Below are 25685 nucleotides of genomic sequence, written 5' to 3' on the forward strand. Positions count from 1 at the left end.
GGAGGCGCGTGCGGTAACAAGGGGAGGACATCTCTATGACCATACAAGGCGCATCACCGGACCTGTACAATGAGGATCTCGCTCCGGCGAAGGTTCGAAACTGGGGACCGTTCTCGATCTTCAACGTCTGGACGTCGGACGTCCACAGCCTGTGGGGCTACTATCTCGCTGCCAGCCTGTTCCTGTTCTGCGGCGGCTTCGTCAACTTCATCATCGCCATCGGTATCGGTTCGCTGATCATCTATGCGTTGATGAACATGGTCGGCTATGCCGGCGTGAAGACCGGGGTGCCCTACCCGGTCCTGGCGCGCGCCTCCTTCGGCATCTGGGGCGCCAACATACCGGCGCTGGTGCGTGCCATCGTCGCCTGCTTCTGGTACGGCGCGCAGACGGCGGCGGCCTCCGGCGCGATCGTAGCCCTGCTGATCCGCTCGCAATGGTTCGCCGACTTCAACCAGAGCACACATTTCCTCGGCCACTCCGGGCTCGAGGTGATCTGCTTCGCCGTCATCTGGGCGCTGCAGCTCCTGATCATCCAGAGGGGCATGGAAACGGTGCGCCGCTTCCAGGATTGGGCCGGACCGGCGGTGTGGGTGATGATGCTGATCCTGGCGATCTATCTTTGCATCAAGGCAGGCACCTTCGCCTTCACCAGCGACATCCCGATGGATGTGCTGCTGGAAAAGACCAAGGACGCGGGCGTGCCGGGCACGCCGGGCTCCTGGACCTCGCTGTTTGCTGTGGCGGCGATCTGGGTGACCTATTTCTCAGCGCTCTACCTCAACTTCTGCGATTTCGCCCGTTATGCGCCGGACAAGGCATCGCTGCGCAAGGGCAACATCTGGGGCCTGCCGGTCAATCTCATCCTGTTCTCGCTGGTCGCCGGCGTCACCACGATCGCCGCCTTCGACGTCTATGGCGAGGTGCTGCTGCATCCTGACCAGATCTCGGCGAAATTCGACAGCTGGTTCCTGGCGGCGCTCGCGGCCCTGACCTTTGCCGTAGCGACGCTTGGCATCAATGTGGTGGCAAACTTCGTGTCGCCGGCCTTCGACTTCTCCAACGTCTTTCCACGTCAGATCGACTTCAAGAAGGGCGGCTACATCGCGGCGCTGATCGCGCTGGTGCTCTATCCCTTCGCGCCCTGGGAAGGCAGTGCCGCCTCCTTCGTCAACATCATTGGCGCGACGATGGGGCCGATCTTCGGCGTGATGATGGTCGACTACTACCTGATCCGGAAGGGCGAGGTCGATGTCGAGGCGCTCTACAGGGAGAATGGCGAATTCCGCTTCCAGGGCGGCTGGCATGTCAATGCCTTCATCGCCGCCGGTATTGGCGCGGTCTTCTCGTCGATCCTGCCCAACTTCACCGGCCTGCTGCCGTCCTGGTGGGGCGTCTATGGCTGGTTTTTCGGCGTGGCAATTGCCGGCGTCATCTATTACGTGCTGCGTACGATGGCACTCGGCGCCTGGGCCAAGATGGCCAAGGCCTAAACGGATTCGGGGCGGCGCAAGCCGCCCCGTTCATTCTGCGACCATCTCGGCCAGGCGGCGCACGGTGTTCCAGTTGCGCGACGTGCCGATGCCGAGGCGTTTGTGGCTCACCGCCGCAAGCAGCCGCGAACTCGGCGTCTCGCGCGAAAAGACGATCCAGATGTCGCCGCCGACCGCCTGCAGCTTTTCATTCCTGCCGATATAGGCCTGCAGCGCAGAGACCGCATCGGGGGAAACAGGCGCCCGCATCACGCGCACCGCCACCTGGTCCGCGGCTTTAGCCGATTCGGCTGGGAACGGATTGCCGGCCGCCAGCCTCAGCCAGCCGTCGGCGCGGCGCACGATGATGTCGACATGGCGGCCAAAAGTCTTTGCGAACGCCGCCTCCAGCCGCTGCTCCAACGCCGCGAGTTCTGTCTCCTGCGCCTCGAAGACCAGATTGCCGGTCGCCACCAGTGTGCGCGGGTTGTTCAGGCCCAGGCCTTCGGCCATCGCCTTGAGATCGGACATGACGACCCGCCGCCCCTCGCCCAGGATGATGCTGTAGAGCAGCGCGACGTAAGTTCGCATCGGCGGCTAATCTAGACCAGCCGCGACTGCTCTACCGCCGCCTCGATGAAGCTGGCAAACAGCGGGTGCGGATCGAGCGGCCGGCTTTTCAACTCGGGATGATACTGCACGCCGATGAACCAGGGATGGTCGGGATATTCGACCGTTTCCGGCAGCACGCCATCCGGCGACATGCCGGCAAACACCAGGCCGCAATCCTCGAGCCGCTCCTTGTAGTCGACATTGACCTCATAGCGGTGGCGATGGCGTTCGGAAATCTGCGTATCGCCATAGATCTCGGCGATCTTCGATCCCTTGGCGAGGTCGGCCTGGTAGGCACCGAGCCGCATGGTGCCGCCGAGGTCGCCGGTTTCCCTGCGCTTTTCCAGCATGTTGCCCTTCAGCCATTCGGTCATCAAGCCGACGACCGGCTCCTCGGTTGGACCGAACTCGGTCGATGATGCGTGCTCGACGCCGGCCAGCGAACGAGCCGCCTCGATGCAGGCCATCTGCATGCCGAAGCAGATGCCGAAATACGGCACCTTGCGCTCGCGCGCGAACTTCGCCGCCAGGATCTTGCCCTCCGAGCCGCGCTCGCCAAAACCGCCGGGGACGAGAATGCCATGGACCTTTTCCAGCCACGGCGCCGGGTCTTCCTTCTCGAATATCTCGCTTTCGATCCAGTCGAGCTTGACCTTGACCCGGTTGGCGAGGCCGCCATGCGACAGCGCCTCGATCAGCGATTTGTAGGCATCCTTGAGGCCGGTATATTTTCCGACGACGGCGATAGTCACCTCGCCTTCCGGATTGTGGATGCGGTTGGACACCGCTTGCCATCGTTCCATGCGCGGCTTCGGCGCCGGATCGATGCCGAAGGCGGCCAGCACTTCCGAATCCAGCCCTTCATTGTGATAGGCCATCGGCACGTCGTAGATATGCGGCACGTCGAGCGCCTGGATGACGGCGCTTTCTCGCACGTTGCAGAACAGCGACAGTTTTCTGCGCTCTTCCTTGGGGATCGGCCGGTCGGCGCGGACCAGCAGGATATCAGGCGCAATGCCGATGCCGCGCAACTCCTTGACCGAATGCTGTGTCGGCTTGGTCTTCAGTTCGCCCGCCGTCGGAATGTAAGGCATCAAGGTCAGGTGGACGTAGACGGCGTTGTTGCGCGGCAGGTCGTTACCGAGCTGGCGGATCGCCTCCAGGAACGGCATCGCCTCGATGTCGCCGACGGTGCCACCGATCTCGCACAGAACGAAATCGTAGTCGTCATTGCCGTTGAGGACGAAGTTCTTGATCTCGTCGGTGACGTGCGGAATGACCTGCACGGTGGCGCCGAGATAGTCGCCGCGCCGCTCACGCTCGATGATGTTCTTGTAGATGCGGCCGGTGGTGATGTTGTCCTGCTGGTTGGCCGAGCGGCCGGTGAAGCGTTCATAGTGGCCAAGATCGAGATCGGTCTCGGCCCCATCATCGGTCACGAAGACTTCGCCGTGCTGGTAGGGCGACATCGTGCCGGGATCGACATTGAGATAGGGATCGAGCTTTTTGATGCGTGCGCGATAGCCTCGCGCCTGCAAGAGAGCCCCAAGGGCCGCTGCAGCAATGCCTTTTCCAAGTGAGGAAACCACGCCGCCTGTGATGAATACATATCGCGCCATGGGAGTCATCGCTTAACGCGGCCGAATTGATTCCGCCAGAGAAAAAACCGCCGCGAAGGCTTTTTCCCAAGAAGGCGCTCTGGTCATGGACGTATCAAAACAAAAGGGCCGGCGAGGCCGGCCCTTTTGGCACGATCTGTAAAGCGTCAGATGATGACTACCTTGGTGCCTACTTTCACCCGGCGGTAGAGGTCCATGACGTGCTCGTTGATCATGCGGAAGCAGCCATTGGAGGCGCTGGTTCCGATCGACTGCGGCGCAATGGTGCCGTGGATGCGCAGATGGGTGTCCTTCTTGCCGTCGTAAAGATAGATGGCGCGCGCACCGAGCGGGTTGTCGCCGCCGCCGGGCATACCGTCCTTGTACTGCCCATAATGCTTGGGTTCACGCTTTTGCATATCCAGCGTCGGAATCCAGCGCGGCCATTCCTGCTTGTCGCCGACGGCAACCGTCCCCTTGAACTGCAGGCCTTCGCGGCCGACCGCAATGGCATAACGGCGGGCGGTTGACAATGATTCGACGAGGTAGAGACGGCGGGCGCTGGTATCGATGACGATGGTGCCGGGGTTGTAGCCGGTGAATTCGACCTCCTGCGGCACGAATTCCGGCTTGACCTTGAACTGGCGCTTGGCCTGCTTCCTTTCGAGCGCGGCGTCGAGCGCGCGCGTCTCAGGAAGCAGCGACATCGATGAAGAGGATGTGCCGCCGAACAGTCCCGCGAACAGCCCGACGCTTTGCGGCTTCTGCCCGACCGGTTCGCTGCGCAATTCGCCATTGTTGCCGGTCAGCGCAACGTTCATGGCCTCGGCCGGGATCGGCTCGGCCGACTGGATCGGCGCGATGGGTGCAATCGGTTCGATGATGTTGACGGTCTTCTTCTTGGCCGGCTTGGCATCAGCCACCTTGACCGCCGCGACCGGCTGGCTCTTCTTGGCAAGGAATGCCTGCCGTTCCGCATCGGCCTTGGCTTTCGCCGCCTCGCGCATCGCCAGCTTCCTGGCTTCGAGTGCCTTGGCGCGAGCGGCTTCCTTGTCGGCTGCGATCTTGGCTTCGATCTTGCGGATCTGCGCAAGGTCGTCCGGCGTCGGATCTTTCTTCTTCTTGAGAAGCTTCAATTGCGCCGCATCGCTTTTGGCAGCGACGTTGACGACGTCAGTTGTTGTCGCGGCTTTATGAGCCGAATTTGCCGTCGGCATAGCCGCGTAAGCGGGCGCACCTAGGCTGAGCACGGCACAAAGGCCGGCAAAAATGAAGCTGCGAAGCTGCATGGGGAAGATCCGATCGTTCAATGCTTGTTGCCCACGGCGTCGCCCGGCGCCCCCCAAGGACGCCGAAAATGCCGCGCGCAATGTATAATCGATTAGCCGGAAGCGCCTCAAGCGTAGGGCGCGGTCGAATCTTCGTGATTGTGCGGCATTTGCCGCGACTGTGTTCAAACGACAACAGATCGCGGCATCAGATGCCCGATTACTGGTTGGGGACCTGCGGCGTGGCCGGCGCGGTGGCGCCGTTTGTCGCTGGCGGCGTCGCCGGAGCTGTTGCCGGAGGCGTCGTTGCCGCGCCATTGCCGGACGGCGGGGTCGGCGCCGTGTTGCCTGAAGGCGGCGTCGTGGTGCCGGGCAATTGGTTGAGTACGCCCCTGCCTGCGCCGTCCGAGGTCGCCGGGACGCGATCGAGAATGTCGATCGGCTTCTCGCCATAGCGCGCGACGATCGACAGTGTCAGCGAAGTGACGAAGAAAGCCGCGGCCAGGATCGCTGTCGCCCGCGTCAGCGCATTGGCGGCGCCACGCGCGGTCATGAAGCCCGATCCGCCGCCGATGCCGAGACCGCCGCCTTCGGAGCGCTGCAGCAGCACCACGCCGACAAGCGCGAGCACGACCATGAGGTGGACGACGATCAGTACGGTTTCCATAATTTATCCTGGCAAGGCCTTGTGCGGCCGCTGATTTGGAGGCGGCTCAATACAATGCTTTGACGGCATTTCCAAGCCCGTGGCCGGAATATGGGAAGCAATGCGTCCTTTGCAACGATTCCGGCGCCGGCCGTCCGCTCAAATCCAGCAAGCAGTCCCGGTATCAAGCGATGTTTCGATAGGCTTCCGCGATGCCGAGGAAGTCCGCTGCCTTCAGGCTGGCGCCGCCGACCAGCGCGCCGTCGACATTCCTGACGCCGAGCAACTCGACGGCGTTGGACGGCTTGACCGAGCCGCCGTAGAGAATGCGCATCTTGGCCGCCGTATTGCCAAGCTTCCGCGCCAGTTCTTCACGGATATGCGCATGCGCCTCGGCGACGTCGGCGGCGGTCGGGGTCAAGCCGGTGCCGATCGCCCATACCGGCTCATAGGCAATGACGCTGTTGGACGCCGTGGCGTTTGGCGGTACCGAGCCCGCAACCTGGCGCGACAGCACGTCAAGCGTGGCTCCTGCTTCGCGTTCGGCTCTTGTCTCACCAATGCAGATGATAGCCACCAGCCCGGCGCGCCATGCGGCGGAGGCCTTGGCCTGCACTATGGCATCGTTCTCCTTGCGATCAGCACGGCATTCGGAATGGCCGACGATGACATGGCTGGCGCCTGCATCCTTCAGCATCTCCGCCGAAATACAGCCGGTATAGGCGCCGCTTTCCTCGGTGTGGCAATCCTCACCACCGGCCCGGACCGGCGTGCGCGACAGAATCTCGGCGGCGTGCGCAAGCAAGGTCGCCGGCACGCAGACCACGGCTTCGGTCTCGGCGTCGAGCCCGCTCATGAAGCCGTTGCCGATCATCCTGAGCTCGTTGAGCGAGGCGCTGGTCCCGTTCATTTTCCAGTTGCCGGCGACGAGCGGGCGGATTCCAGGCGTCATGGGATTTGTTTCTCCGGGCAATTTCCAGCTGGCTCTCACTATCAAAATCAGGCCACAAAGCAATCGACAGTGAGCAGGAAGGGCGCTATTGCGCTTGTTTCAGACTCGGCGCATGCGAAATGCGCAAAAATCGGAAGTACTCATGCTTGGTATGTTGAGAAGCGCGGCGGGGACCTGGGTCGCGAAACTGCTGCTGTCATTGTTGGTGTTGAGCTTCGCCGTCTGGGGCATCTCGGGGCGGCTGATGGGCGGTCTTGCCGGCCATGACGCCGTGATTACGGCCGGAGGCACCAAGGTCTCGATCAACGAATACCGCCTCGCCTACGATCGCCAGCTCAGCGTAATGTCGCAGCAATTCGGCCAGCGCATCAGCCGTGAGCAGGCGACGGCGCTCGGCATCGACAACCAGGTGCTGGCGCAACTCGTCTCGGGCGCCGTCCTCGACGAGCAGGCCCGCAAGCTCGGCCTCGGCCTGTCCAAGGACCGGCTGGCCGAACTGACCCGCGAAGACCCGGCGTTCAAAGGGCCTGGCGGAACCTTCGACAGGCGAACCTTCGAGTACCTGCTCCGGCAGATCGGCATGCGGCCGGAGGACTATCTGAAAAACCGCGCCCAGGTGGCGGTCCGCCAGCAGATCGTCGAGGCGGTTTCGGATGGCCTCAAAGCCCCGGATACATTCTTCAAGGCGGTCGCGCTCTATCGCGGCGAAGATCGCACAATCGACTACCTGACCTTGCCGAAATCGCTGGTCGAACCGATAGAAGCGCCGTCCGACAGCGTGCTTTCGGCCTATTTCGGGGAGAACAAGAAAACCTACGCCGCGCCCGAATACCGTAAGTTCTCCTATGTCAGGCTCGAACCGGAAGACATCATGGATTTGAGCGCAGTGACCGATCAACAGGTCAGCGACGACTACAACAAGAACAAGGCGCGCTACACCACGCCCGAGATGCGCACCATCGAGCAGCTTGTGTTCAAGACGCCTGATGCTGCCAAGGCGGCGCTCGATTCGCTCAGGACCGGCGCGACCTTCGACAAGATCGTCGCCGCCGAAGGCAAGACGCCGGCCGACACCCTGCTCGGCACGCTGGCCAAGGACAAGATCGCTGACAAGGCGGTTGCCGATGCTGCCTTCAAGCTCAACGCCAATGAAGTCAGCCCGGTCGTACAGGGCGCCTTTGGCCCCGTTCTGCTGCGCGTCACCGAGGTCAAGCCCGAAGTGGTGAAGCCGCTGGCCGAAGTGTCCGAGCAGATCCGCAAGGATCTGGCACTGGGCGAGGCAAGCCGCATCTTGCTGGACGTGCACGACAATTACGAGGATACGCGCGCCTCCGGCAGTTCGCTCGCTGAGGCAGCTGCCAAATTGAAGCTGAAGGTCGTTACCATCGACGCCATCGACCGCACCGGCCGAAGGCCGGATGAAAGCATCGTCAAAGACCTGCCGGAATCGCCGGCGCTCATCAAGGCGGTGTTCGAATCCGAACCCGGAACCGACAATGAAGGCCTCACCACCGCCGATAACGGCTTCGTCTTCTACGACGTGAGCGCGATCACGCCGGCCCGCGACCGCACGCTGGACGAAGTCCGCCAGAAGGTCGTGGCCGACTGGACCGCGGCGGAGACTACCAAACGGCTTACCGCAAAGGCACAAGAGCTCGAGAAGCGTCTCAAGGCCGGCGCCACGCTCGAGGTGATCGCCGGTGAGCTCAAGCTCGAAAAGCAGACCAAGCGCGGCGTCAAGCGCGATGCTGACGACGTCGATTTCGGCAAGGAAGGGGCCGCCGCGATGTTCGGCGTCGGCGAAGGCGGCACCGGGTTGATCCCCTCGCCCACGGGCGACGGACAGATCCTGTTCAAGGTTGCCGAGGTATTCGAGCCCGCCGGGGCCGACGCCAACTCAGTACCCCAGGACGCGCAGAAATCCTTCACCTCCGGTATGTCCGACGACCTGCTCGACCAGTTGGTGGCGCAGTTGCAGACGCAATATGACGTCCGCATCGATCAGACGGCCGTAACCCAAGCCCTGGCCAGATGAGCGCGCTGAAGATCCACATCGCCAAGGTCGCCGCCGGTAGCGCTCTTTCCTTCGAGGAGGCGCGCGAGGCCTTCGACATCATCATGTCCGGTGACGCCACCCCCGGCCAGATCGGCGGCTTCCTGATGGCATTGCGGGTGCGCGGTGAGACCGTCAGCGAGATCGCCGGCGCCGTCGCCACCATGCGCGCCAAGATGCTGCGCGTCGAAGCCCCCGAGGGCGCCATCGACATTGTCGGCACCGGCGGCGACAATTCGCACAGCGTCAACATTTCGACCGCATCCGCCTTCGTCATCGCCGGCAGCGGCGTGCCCGTCGCCAAGCACGGCAATCGCGGACTGTCCTCGCTGACCGGCGCCGCCGATGTTCTGATCGCGTTGGGCGTCAAGATCGACATCCCTCCGGAGACGATCGGCCGCTGCATCCACGAGGCCGGAGTTGGCTTCATGTTCGCGCCGGCGCACCACCCGGCGATGAAGCATGTCGGCCCGACCCGGGTCGAGCTCGGCACCCGCACCATCTTCAACCTGCTGGGTCCGCTTTCCAATCCGGCCAGTGTCAGACGGCAGATGGTCGGCGTGTTCCTGCCCGAATGGATCATGCCGGTGGCAGAAACGTTGAAGGAGCTTGGTGCCGACCATGCCTGGGTCGTCCATGGCGACGGTTATGACGAGATCACCACCACCGGCGAGACGCAGGTCGCCGAATTGGCCGGCGGCGAGATCCGCAGCTTTGTGCTGACCCCGGAAGCGGTCGGGCTGAAGCGTCACACCAAGGACGAGTTGCGCGGCGGCGACGCCGCCCACAATGCCCAGGCACTGCGCGACATGCTGGGCGGCGCCGCCGGCGCCTTTCGCGACACGGTGCTGATGAATGCCGGCGCCGGGCTGGTGGTGGCCGGCAAGGCGACGACACTTGCCGACGGCATGGTGACGGCGGCGCAGGCCATCGACAGCGGCCGCGCGCTGAAAGTGCTCGACAGGCTGGTCGAGATTTCGAACGGTTAGAACTATGTCCGACATCCTGCGCAAGATCGAGGCTTACAAGCGCGACGAGATCGCGGCGGCCAAGGCGCAAGTGCCGTTTGCCGAGATCAAGGCACGGGCAACGGACGCCGAAGCGCCGCGCGGCTTTCTTTCCGCCCTTGAAGCAAAGCGCCAATCCGGCAGGTTCGCGCTGATTGCCGAAATCAAGAAGGCTAGCCCATCCAAAGGCCTGATCCGCGCCGATTTCGATCCGCCGGCGCTGGCCAGGGCCTATGCGGAAGGCGGTGCCGCCTGTCTTTCGGTGCTGACCGACGCACCCTCTTTCCAGGGGGCGCCCGCGTTCCTCAGCGATGCGCGCGCTGCCGTCGAGTTGCCTGCCTTGCGCAAGGATTTCCTGTTCGATCCCTATCAGGTCTACGAGGCCAGGGCATGGGGCGCCGATGCCATACTGATCATCATGGCCAGCGTCGACGACGCGTTGGCAAGAGAACTCGAAGCGACAGCTTTCGGGCTCGGCATGGACGCGCTGGTCGAAGTGCATGACGAGGCTGAGATGGAACGCGCGCTGCAGCTGTCGTCGCGGCTGATCGGTATCAACAACCGCAATCTCCGGACCTTCGAAACCAGCCTCGAGACCTCGGAACGGCTGGTCGCGATGGTGCCCGCCGACCGCCTTCTGGTCAGCGAGAGCGGTATCTTTTCGCATGACGATTGCCGCCGGCTGGAGCGGAGCGGCATCGCCACTTTTCTGGTCGGTGAGAGCCTGATGCGTCAACAGGACGTGGCCGCTGCAACGCGCCTGCTTTTGACGGGCAAGGCGCCGGCAGAGGCGATCTGAGGATGGCGGCCGCCCTCACCCATCTTGGCGCGCGCGGCGAAGCCAACATGGTCGATGTCGGCGACAAGGCTGAGACGGTGCGCACGGCAGTCGCGGAGGGCTTCGTGTCGATGCGGCCCGAGACCCTGGACATGATCCTCGCCGGCGATGCCAAGAAGGGCGACGTGCTCGGTACCGCGCGTATCGCCGGCATCATGGCGGCCAAGAAGACGCATGAACTGATCCCGCTCTGCCATCCACTGCTGCTGACCAGGATATCTGTCGATATCGAGCCGGACGCAGCTTTGCCCGGCCTGAAGGTCACAGCATTGACCCGCGTCACGGGCAAAACCGGCGTTGAGATGGAGGCCCTGAGCGCCGTCTCGGTCGCTTGCCTGACCATCTACGACATGGCCAAGGCGGTCGACCGCGCCATGGTCATCTCCGGTATCAGGCTGGTTGAAAAGACCGGCGGCAAATCCGGCGACTACAAGATCACCGAAGATGGGGTCACCGAGGCAGGCCGCTGATGGCGCTGGTCCCAGTTGCTGAGGCGCTCGAGCGCCTGTTGGACGGCGCAGCTGCACTGCAGGGCGAACGCGTCGCGCTGCTGGATGCCGCCGACCGCGTGCTGGCGGAGCCGGTTGTGGCGCTCCGCACTCAGCCGCCGTTCAACGCCTCCGCCATGGACGGCTATGCCGTGCGGGCGGCTGATATCGCGTCCTTACCAGCAAAGCTTTCGGTGGTCGGCATGGCGCCGGCCGGAAGCGGCTTTGCCGGGACGGTGCAGCAGGGGCAGGCCGTCCGTATCTTCACCGGCGCGCCGCTTCCCGAAGGCGCCGACACCATCGTCATCCAGGAGAACGTCCGCGATCTCGGCCGCGGTGTCGTCGAAGTGACGGAGCCGACGGTGCAGGGGCGAAACATCCGCCGCCTCGGGCTCGATTTCGCCAAAGGCGACGTCCTGCTGCACAAAGGCCGCCTGCTCGACCCGGCGGCCTTGTCGCTGGCGGCATCGGCCAACCACCCTGAGGTCGGCGTGGTCAAAAGGCCGTTGGTCGCCATCATCGCCACCGGCGACGAATTGCTGCCGCCGGGCAGCGAGCTTGGCCCCGACCAGATCATCTCCTCCAACGCCTATGGTGTCGCCGCCGCCGCACAGTCGGTCCGTGCGCGAGTGCTCGACCTTGGCATCGCGCCGGACCGCAGGGAGGCGATCGCTGCGCTGGTGGAAAAGGCCGTGAAGGCTGGCGCGAACGTCATCGTCACGCTGGGCGGTGCCTCGGTCGGTGACCACGATTTCGTCCATGACGTGCTGACCGGGCAAGGCATGACTCTCGATTTCTGGAAGATCGCCATGCGGCCGGGCAAGCCGCTGATGTTCGGGCGGCTGGGCGACATTCGCTGCATCGGCTTGCCCGGCAATCCGGTGGCGAGCCTGGTCTGCACCCAGCTCTTCCTGAAGCCGCTGCTGGCGCGGCTCGGCGGCCGCGCCTTTCAGCAGGATATGCGTGAGGCACGGCTCGGCGCTGCCATGCCGGCCAACGATCTCAGGCAGGATTATGTGCGGGCTGTTGTCAGCGCTGACGCCGGCACGCTCGTGGCGACGCCGTTCAGCATCCAGGATTCCTCGATGCTGAAAATGCTGGCCGATGCCAACGGGCTGATCGTCCGTGCGCCGTTCACGCCCGCCGCGGCGGCGGGCGCCGCTTGCGACGTGCTGATGCTACGCTGAACCTGCCTCACTCCGAGATCAAGGTCCGGGTCAGCGGATGGTCTGGATCGGCCAAACCGTCGATGATGTTGAAATGATGCCGGTCAGGCTCGACCACCGAACTGGTCGCGGCACCCAGGCCGATCCAGATGTTGGCCAGCAACGCGCTCTGGCGCAGGAATTCGGCGCGCTCGCCGCCGCCGGCCCAGCAGGTCAGGCGGGCCTTGTCCATCGGGCGCAGCAGCACCGGGCTTTCGGCCTGCGCCTCGGCCTCATCGATCGCCAGCGTCTCGTTCATGCCGGTGCGCATGATCGGGCGCAAATCGTGCACACCCGAGATCGATACGACATGGCGAATGCGCCGGACAATTTCGGGCGCCAGCGGCGTCGTCGTCGTAACCATCCGGCTAACAAGATGGCCACCGGCCGAGTGTCCGGTCAGCATCAGCGGCCCTGCGACCATCCCCGCCGCCTTGCCGATCGCCGCGCCGACTTCCTTGACGATGCCGCCAATGCGCATCTGCGGACAGAGCGTGTAGGACGGCATCGCCACGGCATAGCCGCGATCAACAGCGCCAGCGGCAAGATGCGACCAGAAACTCTTGTCGAATGCCATCCAGTAGCCGCCATGGACGAACACCACGAGCCCCTTGGGCTTGGTGGCCGGCAGGAAAAGATCGAGCCGGTTGCGTGGGCCATGGCCATAGGCCATGTCGAGCCGCGCCCGGCCCTCGGTCGAAAGCACGTCGCGAAAAACCCGCGCGGGCTCGACCCAGGCCGCCGGCCAGCGATCGCTGCCGGCTATGTTGGCGCCGTTGGCATAGGCGTTGTCCCAATCGGCAATGTGACGTTCGAACACCCTGCGCCCTCCCCTGGCAATATGGCCTTGCAACGAGCGTGAGCATCGCGCGGGGCGTCGTCGCCAGCCTCACGATTCCAGCTCTCGCATCAATCTCAAGTGACAGCCGCCTTGATGGCGAAGCGCGCATCCTTCCACGCACCGGTGCGCAGGATGTCCTCAAGCACTTCGACGGCCTGCCAGACATCGGCATAGCCGACATAGAGCGGGGTGAAGCCGAAGCGCATGGTCGATGGCGCGCGAAAATCGCCGATCACGCCACGTTCGATCAGCGCGCGCATGATCTGGTAGCCATGCTCGTGCATGAATGAAATCTGGCTGCCGCGTTTTTCCCCGTCGCGCGTGCTTTCGAGCGTTAGCCCGTAAGTGCCGCACTTTGCCTCGACGAGCTCGATGAACAGATCAGCCAGCGCGATGCTCTTCTTGCGCACCGCCGTCATGTCGACATCGTTCCAGATGTCGAGCGCGCCCTTCAGCGTGCGCATCGACAGGACCGGCTGGGTGCCGCACAGAAACCGGCGGATGCCGGTGCCGGCCGCATAGCCTGGCTCGAAGGCGAAGGGCCGTGCATGGCCCCACCAGCCGGTGAGCGGCTGCTGGATGTCGGCAAGATGCCGCTCAGCCGCATAGATGAAGGCAGGCGCGCCCGGTCCGCCATTCAGATATTTGTAGGTGCAGCCAACGGCAAAATCGGCGTTTGCCGTGTCGAGCTCGACTGGCATCGCACCGGCGGTGTGGCAGAGATCCCAGACGATCATCGCCCCGGCTTCCTGGGCCCTGCGCGTCAGCGCCGGCATGTCGCGCAGTTCGCCCGACTTGTAGTTGACGTGGTTGACCAGCACCACGGCGGTGCGTTCGTCGATCAGCTCTTCGATGCTCGGCGCGTCGACCCCCGAGAGGCACAGCAGCGTATCTTTTCGCGTCGAAACCACACCCTCAGCCATGTAGAGGTCTGTCGGAAAACTGTCGCCCTCGGCGACGATGACCTGCCGCTCCGGCCGCATGGCCATGGCGGCGTGCAGCAGCTTGTAGATGTTGACCGATGTCGTGTCGCAGACCACCGTCTGGCCGGCCGCGGCACCGATCAGGCGCCCGAGCTGGTCGCCGAGTTCGAGCGGCATGTTGAACCAGCCGGCCGTGTTCCAGGCGCGGATGAGATCATGCGCCCATTCTTCGGTCGCTGCCTTGCTCAATTCATCGAAAGCTGCACGCGAAGCGGCCCCTAGCGAATTGCCGTCGAGATAGATCACTCCTTGCGGCAGCACAAAGCGGTCGCGCATCGCGCGCAGCGGATCTGCAGCATCCATCGCCCTTATGGCAACGAGATCGCGAATTCCTGTCATGATTTGTCTGCTCCCCCAAGATTCACCGCAACGCCGGACACGCATCGACGGCATCCATCGGTCACGAGCGGTTCTCCATTACCTGGTATCGCGCAGCAAGGCTCCACCGGCGACAAGTTGCCTGACCACGCGGTGGAAACCAGGAGCCAAGCCAACCCAAGGTTGGCGTTTTGAGTTCGTTTCGTTCACGGTGCATTGACCAAACCGCACAGTCGATACGGCTTCAATTCCGTGCCCTTTGCCGGCTGACGGCCGATACCAGTGCCGCCTTCTGGGAACCCAGAGGCCGCAAACGAAAGCAGAATCAAGGCGATGACGCCCGCGGCGGTGAAAATGCAGCGTTCCGGTTTGGTGAGTGGTATCGTTTCCCGAGCCCTAACACATTCATTAAACTTTAAACAGTTGCGGAACACAACTGGAACAGATAGTGTTTGTTCTGGGTTTGTTTTCTGATTCTGTTGGGGGTCGCTATGCTGACACGCAAACAACACGAACTGCTTATGTTCATCCACGAAAGGCTGAAGGAAAGCGGTATCCCGCCCTCCTTCGACGAGATGAAGGAAGCGCTCGACCTGGCTTCCAAATCGGGAATCCACCGGCTGATTACGGCGCTGGAGGAGCGCGGCTTCATTCGCCGTTTGCCCAACCGGGCCCGTGCACTGGAGGTGCTGCGCCTGCCCGATTCGATCGCCCCCGGCCTAAATGCGGCACGCAAGTTCTCGCCGAGCGTCATCCAGGGCAGTCTTGGGCAAGGTCCTCGGCAGGGCAAGCCGACATCGTCGCGCATGCCTGCAGCCGGCAATGACGACGATGTCGTCGCCGCCGTGTCGATCCCGGTGATGGGCCGCATCGCCGCCGGTGTGCCGATCGATGCCATCCAGCACCAGACGCATTCGATCTCGGTGCCGCCGGACATGATCATGGGCGGCGAGCATTATGCGCTGGAGGTCAAAGGCGATTCGATGATCGAGGCTGGCATTTTCGACGGCGACACGGTGATCATCCGCAATGCCGATACGGCGAGCCCCGGTGAGATCGTGGTGGCACTGGTCGACGAGGAAGAAGCGACGCTGAAGCGGTTCCGCCGCAAGGGCGCCTCGATCGCCCTGGAAGCCGCCAATCCGGCCTACGAGACGCGCATCTTCGGACCAGACAGGGTCAAGGTGCAGGGCAAGCTCGTTGGGCTGATCCGCCGCTACTGAGCTGCGCCCTTGGCGCCGGCTTTTGGCTTGTCGGCTCTGCGGTATGGCGGCATGCCCCGCGCCGCGCGGGAAAATTTCCGCTGCACGTGCCAGGGCCGGTATGATTTTTCGACGGCGAAGCGGATTTCGGCGCGTGTTGCCGCTTGTGGATCGAAATAGACGGCCGCACTTCCCGCGCGCGCCAGTTGCCGTTTGGTGACGACGAGGACCAGCCGGTCGTAGTAGCAGGGATTATGGGCGGTGGCGTCGTCGATGACGATCAAGCTGGCAAAGGCGCAGGCTGGCCGTGCAGTATCGCGGTCATTGGCTAGCGCGATGATCGCGCCGGATGGATGCCTGGCAAGGCAGAGACCGTCCGTGCAAATGAACGGCATGCCCGGCGGTAAGTCGGCCGGATCGGCAATGTCGAATTGCGGATCGTTCTTTCCAGGTGTTTCCGGCGCGACGATAGCCTCTGATGTGAGCGCGCGTTTCCAGTTGTCGATGGTGAACTCATTCGGGCGTGCCCGGTTGACCGCGAGTTCACCGCTGCCGATCGGCAGCGCGACGAGCCGTGCGTCCTCCGAGATCAATACATCGGGTACGCGCGTCTGCGTTGTCGTTAGCAAGCCGGCGAGCGCAAAAGGAAGGGCCACGAGCCGCAACCAGGTCGTCGCCATGCTGGCAATGACGAGGGCGATCGTCACCAAAAGGACAGATCTCAGCGAAATCAGCCCGACCGCATCGATCGGCGAGCGCTCGGAGATCCACCCGGACAGGGCGATCATCGCCGTCAGCCCCTTGCCCATCACGTAGAGGAAAGGCCCATCCGCGCCGAACGGCATCGCCAGCGCACTGAGGACGGCGAAGGGCATGACGACCAGTGAGATGATAGGCATGATGGCCAGATTGGCGAACAGGCTGAGCGGCGCCACGCGCTGGAAATGCCATATGGCGAAAAGCGCCGTGGCGCTCCCTGCAATGATCGAGGTCATCGCCAGGCCGCCCATGCCCAGCAGTACCTTTCTAGTGGCAAAGCGTAGCGGCGACCGCCGGGGCGGCGGCGTGGTGGCCCCGCCGGCGCGGTAATCGGACCAGCCTGCATAGGCGCCGACAAGGGCCGCCGTCGCGGCGAAGGACATCTGGAAGCTCGGACCGACCACCTCGTGCGGCGACACCAGAATGACCGCGATGGCCGAGATCGCCAGGTTGCGCATGGTGAGCGCGGCCCGGTCGAACAGCACGGCGATAAGCATCACCGCCAGCATGATGAAGCTGCGTTCGGCCGCCACCACAATGCCGGAAAAGACGAGGTAGGCCGCAATCGAAAAAAGCGCGGCGGCCGCGGCATATTTCTTGACCGGCCGTCGCGATGAGAAATCGGGAAACAACGCAAAGGTGCCGCGTAGCAGCGCCATGATGGTGCCGGCGACCAACGCCATATGCAGCCCCGAGATGGAGATGATGTGATAGATGCCTGTACGCCGCATCGCTTCGTTGATCTCCTCGGGAATGCCGGCGCGCACGCCGACGATCAGCGCAGCAGCAATCTCGCCCTCGGCGCCGCCGATGCGGCTGCGGATATGGTCGGCGATGGATTCGCGCGCGTCTTCGATCGAGGAAGAAAGCCGCGCGGCAAGCGGCATGCTGCCCGACGACACGACTTTCGGATTGCCGAGAAAAAAGCCGCTGCCGCCGATACCGGCGAAATAGCTGTCGAAGGAGAAATCATAGCTGTCGGGCCGCACCGGCCCGGTCGGCGGCAGCAGCCGCACATAGCCGGCGATCTCGGAACCGGCGGTCAGCTCAGCCGGTATTTTCATCGCCGAAACGCGGACCCGTTCCGGCATGTAGCGCAGTGTCGGCCTGGCGGTTGAGATCACATCGATCGTCAGCCTGATGCGGCCGCTCGCCATGGGCTCGAACGATACGACGCGACCCGTGAGGCGCGTTGAGATTTCGGAACCGAGCATATGCGTTCCGACACGCCAGGTCTCGACCTTGGCGGCAAGCACGCCAAGCGCGCAGAGCAACGCCGCCATGAAGCACAGGCGGGTTCTGGGCCACGACCGCGAGGCGACGGCACAGAGGGCTGCCAAGGCGACGATTGCGATCGGCTGTGGAAAGGCCGGCTCCACCGCCAGCGCAAAATATACGATCACCCCGCATGCGAGGAACACCGGCACCAGCAGGAAGGCAACCCCACGGTCGAGCTCCAGGCCGACCGCCGAGGTTACGCCGTTGCGGATACGGGACGGTGACGGGAGGCGGAAACGCCGGCGTAGGCGCACGATGGGCTCGGCCGCGGGCACGAGAACCGTTGCTGGGTCGCTCGCCGGCAGCGACGGGGCATCAAAGCGTGGAACCGGCAGCAATGCGGGTGCCGGCAGGACAGGCACGGGCGCGGCAAACAGCAAGCGTTCGCTGACGCCGCTGCCAACGTCCTCGCCCTCGCCCGCACCACGGCCTCGCACAGCCATCGGGTCTGCCCCTTGCGCCCTCGACCTCCTATGCTACATGAACGCGCAACGCGCGAAAGTCCGCAAACCCACTTCCTTCGCCTGCCTGAGAGTTCCATGCCCGACAAGGTCGTCACCCGTTTTGCCCCCTCGCCCACCGGCTATCTGCATATTGGCGGGGCGCGCACGGCGCTGTTCAACTGGCTGTATGCCAAGCACACAGCCGGCACGATGCTGCTGCGCATCGAGGACACCGACCGCGAGCGTTCCACCGATGCGGCAACCGCGGCCATCCTCGACGGGCTTTCCTGGCTTGGCCTGACATGGGACGGTGAGCCGGTGTCGCAGTTCGAGCGTGCGCCGCGCCATCGCGAGGTGGCCGAGGAACTCGTTCGCATGGGCAAGGCCTATTATTGTTACGCGACGCCTGCCGAGTTGGAGGCAATGCGCGAGAGCGCACGAGCCAAGGGGCTGCCTCCCCGCTATGACGGCCGCTGGCGCGACCGCGACCCCTCCGAGGCGCCGGCCGGCGCCAAGGGGGCGATCCGCATCAAGGCGCCGACAGACGGCGAGACGGTTGTGCATGACCGCGTCCAGGGCGACGTGCGCTTTCCCAACAAGGATCTCGACGATTTCATTATTCTGCGCTCGGACGGCAACCCGACCTACATGCATGCCGTCGTCGTCGACGATCACGACATGGGCGTCACCCACATCATCCGCGGCGACGACCATTTGACCAACGCCGCCCGCCAGACGGTGATCTACCATGCCATGGGGTGGGAGGTGCCGTCGATGTCGCATATCCCGCTGATCCACGGTGCCGACGGCGCCAAGCTGTCGAAACGGCACGGTGCGCTCGGCGTCGAGGCCTATCGCGCCATGGGCTACCTGCCGGAGGCGCTGCTCAATTATCTGGCGAGGCTTGGCTGGAGCCACGGCGACGATGAGATCATGTCGATCGCCAACATGATCGCATGGTTCGACATTGGCGACGTCAACAAGGGCGCCGCCCGTTTCGACTTCGCCAAGCTCGAGGCGCTGAACGGCGTGCACATGCGCCGCATGAACGACGCGGCGCTGCTCGACATCTTCATCGCCACTCTGCCCTATCTCGACGGCGGTCCGGCGATCGCAGCTAGCCTCGACGACAGACGCAAGGCGCAATTGCTTGCCGCTTTGCCAGGCCTGAAGGAGCGCGCCAAGACGCTGGTCGAACTTGTTGAAGGGGCTGCATTCCTGTTCGTCGAGCGGCCGATGCCGGTCGACGAGAAGGCGGCGGCGCTGCTCAGCGGTGAGGCGCGCGCGATCCTGCGGGGCGCTCATGCGGCACTGGCCACGATTTCGGACTGGTCTGCCGCCTCGGCGGAAGCCGCGATCCGCGACTATGCGCAGGCCGGCGGCCACAAACTCGGCGCCGTGGCCCAACCTCTGCGCGCCGCGCTCACCGGCAAAAGCACCTCGCCCGGCGTCTTCGATGTGCTGGCCGTGCTTGGCCGCGAGGAAGGCCTGGCGCGGATTGCCGATCAAATCGATTAGGAAACTGGCCCAAGAAGATTGGCATTGAAAGGTGTGTTTCGCAGTGCAACATTGGGTCTTGGCCTAATCTGGCGCGCAGATTCAATTGCGGGCGCAAATGTGCGTATTCCGATGCTTTTGACGTGTTGGGTTCAATGTTTTGCCGTTGCCGGCCTGAGGAAACAAAAAGGAGTTTGCTATGACCGAACCTGCGACAAAGATGGAATTTGGCGGCAAAACCCAGGCGTCGACGGCAAAACTGGAACTCGACGGCAAAACCCATGAATTCAAGATACGAAGTGGTTCGGTAGGACCTGATGTCATCGACATCGGTTCGCTCTACAGCACCACCGGCGTATTTACCTACGATCCCGGTTTTACGTCGACGGCGAGCTGCGAATCGGAAATCACCTTCATCGATGGCGATGCCGGTATTCTCTTGCACCGCGGCTACCCGATCGACCAGCTGGCCGAGCACGGCGACTTCCTCGAAGTCTGCTATCTCTTGCTCTACGGAGAACTACCGACCAAGGCGCAGAAGGACGATTTCGACTACCGGGTGACGCGCCACACCATGGTGCATGAGCAGATGTCGCGCTTCTTCACCGGCTTTCGCCGCGATGCCCATCCGATGGCGGTGATGTGCGGCGTGGTCGGCGCGCTGTCCGCCTTCTATCACGATTCCACCGATATCTCGGACCCTTATCAGCGCATGGTCGCCTCGATGCGGCTGATCGCCAAGATGCCGACGATCGCGGCGATGGCGTATAAATACCACATCGGCCAGCCGTTCATTTATCCGAAGAACGAACTGAATTTCGCAGCCAACTTCCTGCATATGTGCTTCGCCGTGCCTTGCGAGGAATACAAGATCAATCCGGTGCTGGCGCGCGCGATGGAGCGCATCTTCATCCTGCACGCCGACCACGAGCAGAACGCCTCGACCTCGACCGTCCGCCTCGCCGGCTCGTCGGGCGCCAATCCCTTTGCCTGTATCGCTGCCGGCATCGCCTGCCTGTGGGGTCCTGCACATGGCGGAGCCAACGAGGCAGCCCTGAACATGTTGGGCGAGATCGGCCATGTCGATCACATCCCGGAATTCATTGCGCGCGCCAAGGATAAGAACGATCCGTTCCGATTGATGGGCTTTGGCCACCGCGTTTATAAGAACTACGATCCGCGCGCCAAGATCATGCAGAAGACCGCGCACGAAGTCCTGGGCGAGCTCGGCATCAAGGACGATCCGCTGCTCGACATCGCCATGGAGCTGGAAAAGATCGCGCTGACCGATTCCTATTTCATCGAGAAGAAGCTCTACCCCAACGTCGATTTCTATTCCGGCATCACGCTGAAGGCGCTGGGCTTCCCCACTACCATGTTCACCGTGCTGTTCGCGGTTGCCCGCACCGTCGGCTGGATCGCGCAGTGGAAAGAGATGATCGAGGACCCGCACCAGAAGATCGGCCGTCCGCGCCAGCTTTATACCGGTGCGCCGGAACGGGATTACGTGCCGATCGCGAAGCGGTGAAGGTAGCGAGTAGCGAGTAGCGAGTAGCGAGTAGCGAGTAGCGAGTAGCGAGTAGCGAGTAGCGAGTAGTAGCTGAAGCAGCTTGGCTGTTACGGCCAGCACCATTTCCTATTCGCTACTCACTACTCGCTCACTTCCTCACCATGCCCATCACCACCCCCGCCGCCATCTCGCCTGACGGCTTGTCGGTTGCCATACGCCCGGCGATGTCGGCAAAACCGTCCTTCTGCCAGGCGCGGTAGGCGGTATCGGAGAATAGCGCCTCCAGCTGGCGCGCCAGATAATGCGGACGCACATATTGGTTGTAGTGTTCCGGCACGACCGGCCGGTCGGCGATGAGATTGGGCAAGGCTGCGCTCCAAACTTTGATCAGTCCCTGCGCCATGCGCATGACCGGATCGAGCCGGTAGCAGGAGATCATCGGCACGCCCGCCAGTGCCAGTTCCAGCGATACCGTCCCCGACGCGATCAGCGCCGCATCGGCCTTGCCGAAGGTCTGCCATTTGCGTTCGGCATCAAGGATGATCTCCGGCTTCTCGTTCCAGCTCGCGACCGAGGTCCTGACCAGGTCGGCGACGTGCGGCACCGTCGGCAACAGCAAGCGCAAGCGGTGCCCGCGCGCCCGCAGGATCGATACCGTTTCGCCGAACGGCCCGACCAGGCGCCGCACCTCGCCGCGACGCGAACCGGGCAATACAAGCAACGTTTTCACACGGTCGGCGGAGAGGTCACGCGGCTGCGCCTGCGCCCTGGCGGCACTGACTATGCCCGGATCGTGTGCAAGGCGATGCCCGACATAGGTGCCGGGCGGCCCGCCCAGGCGAGCGAGTTCCTTCACCTCGAACGGCAGGATACAAAGAATGTGATCGACATATGGCTTCATCGCCGCCGCCCTGCCCGGCCGCCAAGCCCATACGCTCGGGCAGACATAGTGGACGATCGGGATCGTCGGATCGGCGGCGCGCACCTTCTTGGCGACGCGCAGCGAGAAATCCGGACTGTCGATGGTGATAAGGCAGTCGGGCTTTTCATCGACAATCGCGTTTGCCGTCTGGCCGATCCGCCGCATCAGGCGCGGCAGGTCGCGCAGGATAGCGCTAAGCCCCATCAGCGCGATCTCGCTGCCGTCGAACAATGGCGCCAAACCGAGCGCCTGCAAATGGCGGCCGCCGATGCCTACGAGCCGAACTTCGCGCCCGGTCATGCGCTTTAACGCCTGCACGAGGTCGGCGCCAAGCAGGTCGCCGGACTCCTCGCCGGCGACGACGGCTATCTTCAACGGCTGCTCATTCGCCATGCGCCGGCTCCGCAGCAGGCAGGCCGATCACGAACAGGCCGAGTGCATTGGCACGCCCGATGGTGGCAGGACCTTCGAGCACCAGCGAGCGGCCGGCTTCGACGGCAATGCCGGCCAGTCCGGCGGCATGCGCCGCCTCGACGGTCAGCGGGCCAATGGAGGGCAGATCGGCACGCAGTTCCTGACCGGGCTTGGCGCATTTGACCAAAACACCACGGCTCCTGCCAGCCAGCCTGCCGTGCCCGCGCAATTGTTTTGTCCGCTCGAGCAGCCCGTCTGTGCCCTCGACGCCTTCCAGCGCGATGGCGCGGCCACCAACCGCAACAGCCGCCTGGCCAATATCCAGCGCGCCGATAGCTTTTGCTGCAGCGTGCGCCGCCTCGATGTCGCGCCAGTCGGATTTGCGTGGCGCCATCTTGGTCAGCGGGCCTTCAGCGGCGACCAGTTCCGGCACGATCTCGTGAGCGCCGACAACCTTGATGCCGCTGCGCTCGATCCTGCGCACGAACAGTTTCAGCACCGTATCGTCCCCCCGGGTTACACCGACGAGAAGGCTGGGTAGCCAGGCGAGCAGGCCCAAATTGAGGCGCATGGCGCTCAGCCTGGGGCGGCGCGTAATATGTCCCGCGGTCACCAGATGCGTAACGTGATGCCGCTTGAGCATCGGCAGCAGCGAGCCGACGTCCTCCAGCCTCAAGCTTGCCTGCTCATAGGGCTCGAAATCGACTATGCGGTCGACCTCGCCCGCCGCCATGACGACGAAGGGAGGTTTGCCTTGCCGGGCGAGCGCTCGGGCAATTTCGACCGGGAGACTGCCGCCGCCGGCGATGATGCCGACCTTGGCATCTGGCGCGAGATCAAGGCCCTTTCCGGCAGCCTCAATCTTCGTCATCTGCCCTCAGTCTTCATCATCGGTATCGTCGCCGTCGCCACCTTTGAGCGACGGCACGGCATAGTGCCGCTTGCCGCGGCCAGCGATGAAATCGACGATCTTCATGGCGCTCGGCGACGAGGCGAATTCCGCCTTGGCGAACTCGATGTTTTCGCCGACGGTCCGAGAGCGATCGAAGATCGTGTTGTAGGCTTTGCGCAGCAAGTGGATCTCGGAACGCGGCAGGCCGGCGCGCTTCAGGCCAATGATGTTGAGGCCGCGAAGGCTGGCACGGTTGCCAACGGCGATGGCGTAGGGAATGACGTCGCCGACGATCGCCGAGCAACCGCCGAGAAAGGCGTTATCGCCGATGCGGACAAACTGATGAACCGCGGTAAGGCCGCCGATGTAGACATTGTCACCGACTTCGCAATGCCCGCCTAACGTCGCTTGATTGGCGAAGGTGGCGTTCCTGCCGACCACGCAGTCATGTGCAATGTGGGCATAGGCGAGGAAATTGCCGTTGTCGCCGATCGTCGTTTCGCCGCGGCTGGAATCGGTGCCGAGATGCATGGTGACGCCTTCGCGGATCGCGCAGTTCTCGCCGATCACCAGCGTGGTACGGCCGCCCTTGTGCTTGGTGTTCTGCGGCGGCCCGCCCAGTATCGCCATCGGATAGACCTTGGTCGATGCACCGATGGTGGTCGCGCCCATCACCGACACATGGCTGACCAGTTCGACACGGTCGCCGATCACGGCGTCGGGGCCGACGTAGCAGAAGGGTCCGATGCGGGCGCCTTCGCCGATTTGGGCGCCTGCCTCGATGACCGACGATGGATGGATGACTGTCTGGATTTTCATTAGCATTCGTTTGTCAGCCGCTTGCGACCATCATTGCCGAGATCTCGGCTTCCGCCGCCTTGGTGCCATCGACGAGGGCCTCGCAGGCGAATTTGAGAAGATTGCCGCGTTTCTTGATTTTCTTCACATGAATTTTCAATTGGTCGCCTGGAACGACCGGCTTGCGGAACTTGGCGTTGTCGATGGTCAGGAAATAAACCAGCGACGGCTTTTCCGTACCGAGGCTGCGGATGCAGATGGCGCCGGCCGTCTGCGCCATCGCCTCGATGATGAGCACGCCGGGCATGACCGGCTGGTCGGGGAAATGACCTTGGAAATGCGGCTCGTTTATGGTGACGTTCTTGATGCCGATGGCGGATTCGTCGCCATCTATGTCGACAATGCGGTCGATCATCAAGAACGGATAGCGGTGCGGCAGGAGCTTCATCAGCCGCATTATGTCAACCGCTTCGAGCGTCGCCGCTGCGATCTCAGCCATTTCCCCCCTCACCCTGTTTGCGCGTCCGTGCAAGTCTGCGCAAGGCCGCTATCTCGCGCATGGCTTCCGCCATCGGCTGCGCCGGATATCCTCCCCAAATCTCACCTGCAGGCACATTGCTCATAAACCCGCTTCTTGCGGCAAGCTTGGCCCCGGACCCGATGGTCAAATGATCCGCAAGGCCGACGCCGCCACCCATGGTGACGTTGTCGCCTACCGTCACGGAACCGGAAATACCCGAAAGCCCGGCTATAATGCAATTGCGGCCGATGCGAACGTTGTGGGCGATCTGCACCAGATTGTCGATCTTGGTGCCCTGGCCGATGATCGTGTCGGACATGGCGCCGCGATCGACGGTCGTATTCGAGCCGATCTCGACGTCGTCCTGAATGATGACGCGGCCGATCTGCGGAACCCGCTCCGGACCCTTGGCGCCGGCAACGAAACCGAAGCCATCCTGGCCGATCCTGGCACCGCCATGGATGATGACGCGATTGCCGATCAACGCATATTGCACGCTTGCACCTGGACCGACATAGCCGTCGCGGCCGATCTGAGAGGAAGGACCGATAACCGCATGCGGGGCAATGACGGTTCCGCTGCCGATGGCAGCGCGCGGCCCGATGACCGCGCCTGCTTCGATGATCGCACCGGCCTCGACATGGGCGGTCGGATCGACATGGGCGTGCGGCGAGATACCGGTTTCGCCGGTCATCGGTCCAGGCGTTGCAGCCGCCGGGAAAAGCAGGCGCCCGACCATTGCGAAAGCCTGCTGCGGGCGCGGATGCACCAGCACCGCAATGCCCGCCGGCGCCTTGCCGGCAAATTCGGCGGGGCAGAGAACCGCTGCCGCCCGCAGTGACTGCATCAGCGCGAAATTGCGCCTCCCATCGACGAAGACAAGCGCGTTCTCGCCGCCTTCGTTGGCGGGCGCCAGAGCCTCGATCGATACATCGGAGAGACCGGAATCGACAAGCGTCGAGCCGGTCAGATTCGCGACTTCGCCGGCCGTATACCGGCGTGAGGGCGCGAAGAACACCGGATCGGTCATTCCAGAAGCAATATCCAGCTAGCGCATGACCCCGGAAATCGGAAGTCGATCCTCGGAAAGGATCATGCGCAAAAACAAAGTGCTACAACATCCTTTGCGTGTCCAATAGGACGCGCTGCGCTGTAGTGTCGGGTCACCG

Annotated in this window: 23 protein-coding genes; 9 read left to right on the forward strand and 14 right to left on the reverse strand. The window is 63.4% G+C overall.

From position 1 onward, the window contains the following. Positions 1 to 35 precede the first annotated feature (35 nt). Positions 36 to 1493 carry an NCS1 family nucleobase:cation symporter-1 gene (locus NKH71_RS25815; RefSeq protein WP_352482653.1) on the forward strand — a complete coding sequence of 486 codons (1458 nt, stop codon included), beginning with the start codon at positions 36 to 38 and terminating at the stop codon, positions 1491 to 1493. Positions 1494 to 1523: 30 nt separating this feature from the next. Here NKH71_RS25815 and NKH71_RS25820 read toward each other — a convergent pair whose 3' ends face one another. The 5 genes from NKH71_RS25820 to tpiA all read right to left on the reverse strand — a co-directional run bounded on the left by NKH71_RS25820 (position 1524) and on the right by tpiA (position 6548). Beyond that, positions 1524 to 2063 (reverse strand): DUF1697 domain-containing protein, encoded by a 540-nt coding sequence (locus NKH71_RS25820; RefSeq protein WP_023717705.1) that lies wholly within the window; start codon positions 2061 to 2063, stop codon positions 1524 to 1526. Between the two features lie 11 nt (positions 2064 to 2074). After that, positions 2075 to 3703 carry a CTP synthase gene (gene pyrG / locus NKH71_RS25825; RefSeq protein ID WP_352448839.1) on the reverse strand — a complete coding sequence of 543 codons (1629 nt, stop codon included), beginning with the start codon at positions 3701 to 3703 and terminating at the stop codon, positions 2075 to 2077. Between the two features lie 146 nt (positions 3704 to 3849). Beyond that, a complete protein-coding gene (locus NKH71_RS25830; protein ID WP_352790171.1) occupies positions 3850 to 4971 on the reverse strand; it encodes a L,D-transpeptidase in 1122 nt (373 codons plus the stop codon). A gap of 199 nt (positions 4972 to 5170) precedes the next feature. Then, positions 5171 to 5617 carry a preprotein translocase subunit SecG gene (gene secG / locus NKH71_RS25835; RefSeq protein ID WP_352790168.1) on the reverse strand — a complete coding sequence of 149 codons (447 nt, stop codon included), beginning with the start codon at positions 5615 to 5617 and terminating at the stop codon, positions 5171 to 5173. A 163-nt stretch (positions 5618 to 5780) separates the two neighbouring features. Further along, positions 5781 to 6548 (reverse strand): triose-phosphate isomerase, encoded by a 768-nt coding sequence (gene tpiA / locus NKH71_RS25840; RefSeq protein ID WP_023717708.1) that lies wholly within the window; start codon positions 6546 to 6548, stop codon positions 5781 to 5783. Between the two features lie 142 nt (positions 6549 to 6690). Here tpiA and NKH71_RS25845 point away from each other — a divergent pair, with 142 nt between their 5' ends. Genes NKH71_RS25845 through NKH71_RS25865 form a run of 5 tightly spaced genes read left to right on the forward strand, consistent with a single transcriptional unit; the run spans position 6691 to position 12121 of the window. Continuing rightward, a complete protein-coding gene (locus NKH71_RS25845) occupies positions 6691 to 8583 on the forward strand; it encodes a SurA N-terminal domain-containing protein (RefSeq protein WP_352790165.1) in 1893 nt (630 codons plus the stop codon). Further along, a complete protein-coding gene (trpD, locus tag NKH71_RS25850; RefSeq protein ID WP_352482657.1) occupies positions 8580 to 9590 on the forward strand; it encodes an anthranilate phosphoribosyltransferase in 1011 nt (336 codons plus the stop codon). Before NKH71_RS25845 ends, trpD begins: the two co-directional genes overlap by 4 nt. A gap of 4 nt (positions 9591 to 9594) precedes the next feature. Then, positions 9595 to 10407 carry an indole-3-glycerol phosphate synthase TrpC gene (trpC, locus tag NKH71_RS25855; RefSeq protein WP_352482658.1) on the forward strand — a complete coding sequence of 271 codons (813 nt, stop codon included), beginning with the start codon at positions 9595 to 9597 and terminating at the stop codon, positions 10405 to 10407. 2 nt (positions 10408 to 10409) lie between these two features. After that, positions 10410 to 10916 (forward strand): cyclic pyranopterin monophosphate synthase MoaC, encoded by a 507-nt coding sequence (moaC, locus tag NKH71_RS25860; RefSeq protein WP_023717712.1) that lies wholly within the window; start codon positions 10410 to 10412, stop codon positions 10914 to 10916. Continuing rightward, a complete protein-coding gene (locus NKH71_RS25865) occupies positions 10916 to 12121 on the forward strand; it encodes a molybdopterin molybdotransferase MoeA (RefSeq protein WP_352494605.1) in 1206 nt (401 codons plus the stop codon). Before moaC ends, NKH71_RS25865 begins: the two co-directional genes overlap by 1 nt. Before the next feature lie 7 nt (positions 12122 to 12128). Here NKH71_RS25865 and NKH71_RS25870 read toward each other — a convergent pair whose 3' ends face one another. The 3 genes from NKH71_RS25870 to NKH71_RS25880 all read right to left on the reverse strand — a co-directional run bounded on the left by NKH71_RS25870 (position 12129) and on the right by NKH71_RS25880 (position 14814). Then, entirely contained in the window at positions 12129 to 12959 is an 831-nt protein-coding gene (locus tag NKH71_RS25870) for a hormone-sensitive lipase (protein WP_352790160.1), read from the reverse strand. 95 nt (positions 12960 to 13054) lie between these two features. After that, a complete protein-coding gene (kynU, locus tag NKH71_RS25875) occupies positions 13055 to 14302 on the reverse strand; it encodes a kynureninase (protein ID WP_352790157.1) in 1248 nt (415 codons plus the stop codon). Positions 14303 to 14487: 185 nt separating this feature from the next. Then, positions 14488 to 14814, reverse strand: a complete 327-nt coding sequence (locus NKH71_RS25880) for a hypothetical protein (RefSeq protein WP_352895412.1) — start codon at positions 14812 to 14814, stop codon at positions 14488 to 14490. Between NKH71_RS25880 and lexA the strand changes: the two genes are divergently transcribed. Continuing rightward, positions 14773 to 15504: a transcriptional repressor LexA gene (lexA, locus tag NKH71_RS25885; RefSeq protein ID WP_352790155.1), complete on the forward strand. Its 732-nt coding sequence runs from the start codon at positions 14773 to 14775 to the stop codon at positions 15502 to 15504. The two genes, NKH71_RS25880 and lexA, sit on opposite strands and share 42 nt — an antisense overlap. Here lexA and NKH71_RS25890 read toward each other — a convergent pair. Then, a complete protein-coding gene (locus tag NKH71_RS25890; protein WP_352790153.1) occupies positions 15498 to 17963 on the reverse strand; it encodes a ComEC/Rec2 family competence protein in 2466 nt (821 codons plus the stop codon). The two genes, lexA and NKH71_RS25890, sit on opposite strands and share 7 nt — an antisense overlap. A gap of 96 nt (positions 17964 to 18059) precedes the next feature. Here NKH71_RS25890 and gltX point away from each other — a divergent pair, with 96 nt between their 5' ends. Continuing rightward, on the forward strand, positions 18060 to 19481 hold the full coding sequence (gltX, locus tag NKH71_RS25895) for a glutamate--tRNA ligase (RefSeq protein WP_023717717.1): 1422 nt from the start codon (positions 18060 to 18062) through the stop codon (positions 19479 to 19481). Between the two features lie 178 nt (positions 19482 to 19659). Beyond that, entirely contained in the window at positions 19660 to 20988 is a 1329-nt protein-coding gene (gltA, locus tag NKH71_RS25900; RefSeq protein ID WP_023717718.1) for a citrate synthase, read from the forward strand. Between the two features lie 130 nt (positions 20989 to 21118). On the opposite strand, the gene lpxB is transcribed toward gltA, so the two are convergent. The 5 genes from lpxB to lpxD are packed head-to-tail and all read right to left on the reverse strand — an operon-like array spanning position 21119 to position 25546. Then, positions 21119 to 22285 (reverse strand): lipid-A-disaccharide synthase, encoded by a 1167-nt coding sequence (lpxB, locus tag NKH71_RS25905; protein WP_023717719.1) that lies wholly within the window; start codon positions 22283 to 22285, stop codon positions 21119 to 21121. After that, complete coding sequence (locus NKH71_RS25910) at positions 22275 to 23177, reverse strand: LpxI family protein (protein ID WP_023717720.1); 903 nt, start codon at positions 23175 to 23177, stop codon at positions 22275 to 22277. Before NKH71_RS25910 ends, lpxB begins: the two co-directional genes overlap by 11 nt. Before the next feature lie 6 nt (positions 23178 to 23183). After that, complete coding sequence (lpxA, locus tag NKH71_RS25915) at positions 23184 to 24017, reverse strand: acyl-ACP--UDP-N-acetylglucosamine O-acyltransferase (RefSeq protein WP_352790151.1); 834 nt, start codon at positions 24015 to 24017, stop codon at positions 23184 to 23186. Positions 24018 to 24030: 13 nt separating this feature from the next. Then, a complete protein-coding gene (gene fabZ, locus NKH71_RS25920) occupies positions 24031 to 24495 on the reverse strand; it encodes a 3-hydroxyacyl-ACP dehydratase FabZ (protein WP_023717722.1) in 465 nt (154 codons plus the stop codon). Next, positions 24488 to 25546 (reverse strand): UDP-3-O-(3-hydroxymyristoyl)glucosamine N-acyltransferase, encoded by a 1059-nt coding sequence (gene lpxD / locus NKH71_RS25925; protein ID WP_352482670.1) that lies wholly within the window; start codon positions 25544 to 25546, stop codon positions 24488 to 24490. The genes fabZ and lpxD overlap by 8 nt, the downstream gene beginning before the upstream one ends. Positions 25547 to 25685: the final 139 nt, after the last annotated feature.

It is taken from the genome of Mesorhizobium sp. M0983, from assembly GCF_040318975.1.
Lineage (GTDB): Bacteria > Pseudomonadota > Alphaproteobacteria > Rhizobiales > Rhizobiaceae > Mesorhizobium.

What these genes read in the sequence shown, in the direction of transcription:
- lexA (WP_352790155.1), top strand. Translation starts at nt 14,773, where the DNA reads ATGCTGACACGCAAACAACACGAACTGCTTATGTTCATCCACGAAAGG.
- lpxB (WP_023717719.1), bottom strand. Translation starts at nt 22,285, where the DNA reads ATGGCGAATGAGCAGCCGTTGAAGATAGCCGTCGTCGCCGGCGAGGAG.
- moaC (WP_023717712.1), top strand. Translation starts at nt 10,410, where the DNA reads ATGGCGGCCGCCCTCACCCATCTTGGCGCGCGCGGCGAAGCCAACATG.
- NKH71_RS25890 (WP_352790153.1), bottom strand. Translation starts at nt 17,963, where the DNA reads ATGGCTGTGCGAGGCCGTGGTGCGGGCGAGGGCGAGGACGTTGGCAGC.
- pyrG (WP_352448839.1), bottom strand. Translation starts at nt 3,703, where the DNA reads ATGGCGCGATATGTATTCATCACAGGCGGCGTGGTTTCCTCACTTGGA.
- kynU (WP_352790157.1), bottom strand. Translation starts at nt 14,302, where the DNA reads ATGACAGGAATTCGCGATCTCGTTGCCATAAGGGCGATGGATGCTGCA.
- gltA (WP_023717718.1), top strand. Translation starts at nt 19,660, where the DNA reads ATGACCGAACCTGCGACAAAGATGGAATTTGGCGGCAAAACCCAGGCG.
- trpD (WP_352482657.1), top strand. Translation starts at nt 8,580, where the DNA reads ATGAGCGCGCTGAAGATCCACATCGCCAAGGTCGCCGCCGGTAGCGCT.
- trpC (WP_352482658.1), top strand. Translation starts at nt 9,595, where the DNA reads ATGTCCGACATCCTGCGCAAGATCGAGGCTTACAAGCGCGACGAGATC.
- gltX (WP_023717717.1), top strand. Translation starts at nt 18,060, where the DNA reads ATGCCCGACAAGGTCGTCACCCGTTTTGCCCCCTCGCCCACCGGCTAT.
- NKH71_RS25830 (WP_352790171.1), bottom strand. Translation starts at nt 4,971, where the DNA reads ATGCAGCTTCGCAGCTTCATTTTTGCCGGCCTTTGTGCCGTGCTCAGC.
- fabZ (WP_023717722.1), bottom strand. Translation starts at nt 24,495, where the DNA reads ATGGCTGAGATCGCAGCGGCGACGCTCGAAGCGGTTGACATAATGCGG.
- tpiA (WP_023717708.1), bottom strand. Translation starts at nt 6,548, where the DNA reads ATGACGCCTGGAATCCGCCCGCTCGTCGCCGGCAACTGGAAAATGAAC.
- NKH71_RS25815 (WP_352482653.1), top strand. Translation starts at nt 36, where the DNA reads ATGACCATACAAGGCGCATCACCGGACCTGTACAATGAGGATCTCGCT.
- NKH71_RS25910 (WP_023717720.1), bottom strand. Translation starts at nt 23,177, where the DNA reads ATGACGAAGATTGAGGCTGCCGGAAAGGGCCTTGATCTCGCGCCAGAT.
- lpxA (WP_352790151.1), bottom strand. Translation starts at nt 24,017, where the DNA reads ATGAAAATCCAGACAGTCATCCATCCATCGTCGGTCATCGAGGCAGGC.
- NKH71_RS25820 (WP_023717705.1), bottom strand. Translation starts at nt 2,063, where the DNA reads ATGCGAACTTACGTCGCGCTGCTCTACAGCATCATCCTGGGCGAGGGG.
- secG (WP_352790168.1), bottom strand. Translation starts at nt 5,617, where the DNA reads ATGGAAACCGTACTGATCGTCGTCCACCTCATGGTCGTGCTCGCGCTT.
- lpxD (WP_352482670.1), bottom strand. Translation starts at nt 25,546, where the DNA reads ATGACCGATCCGGTGTTCTTCGCGCCCTCACGCCGGTATACGGCCGGC.
- NKH71_RS25845 (WP_352790165.1), top strand. Translation starts at nt 6,691, where the DNA reads ATGCTTGGTATGTTGAGAAGCGCGGCGGGGACCTGGGTCGCGAAACTG.
- NKH71_RS25865 (WP_352494605.1), top strand. Translation starts at nt 10,916, where the DNA reads ATGGCGCTGGTCCCAGTTGCTGAGGCGCTCGAGCGCCTGTTGGACGGC.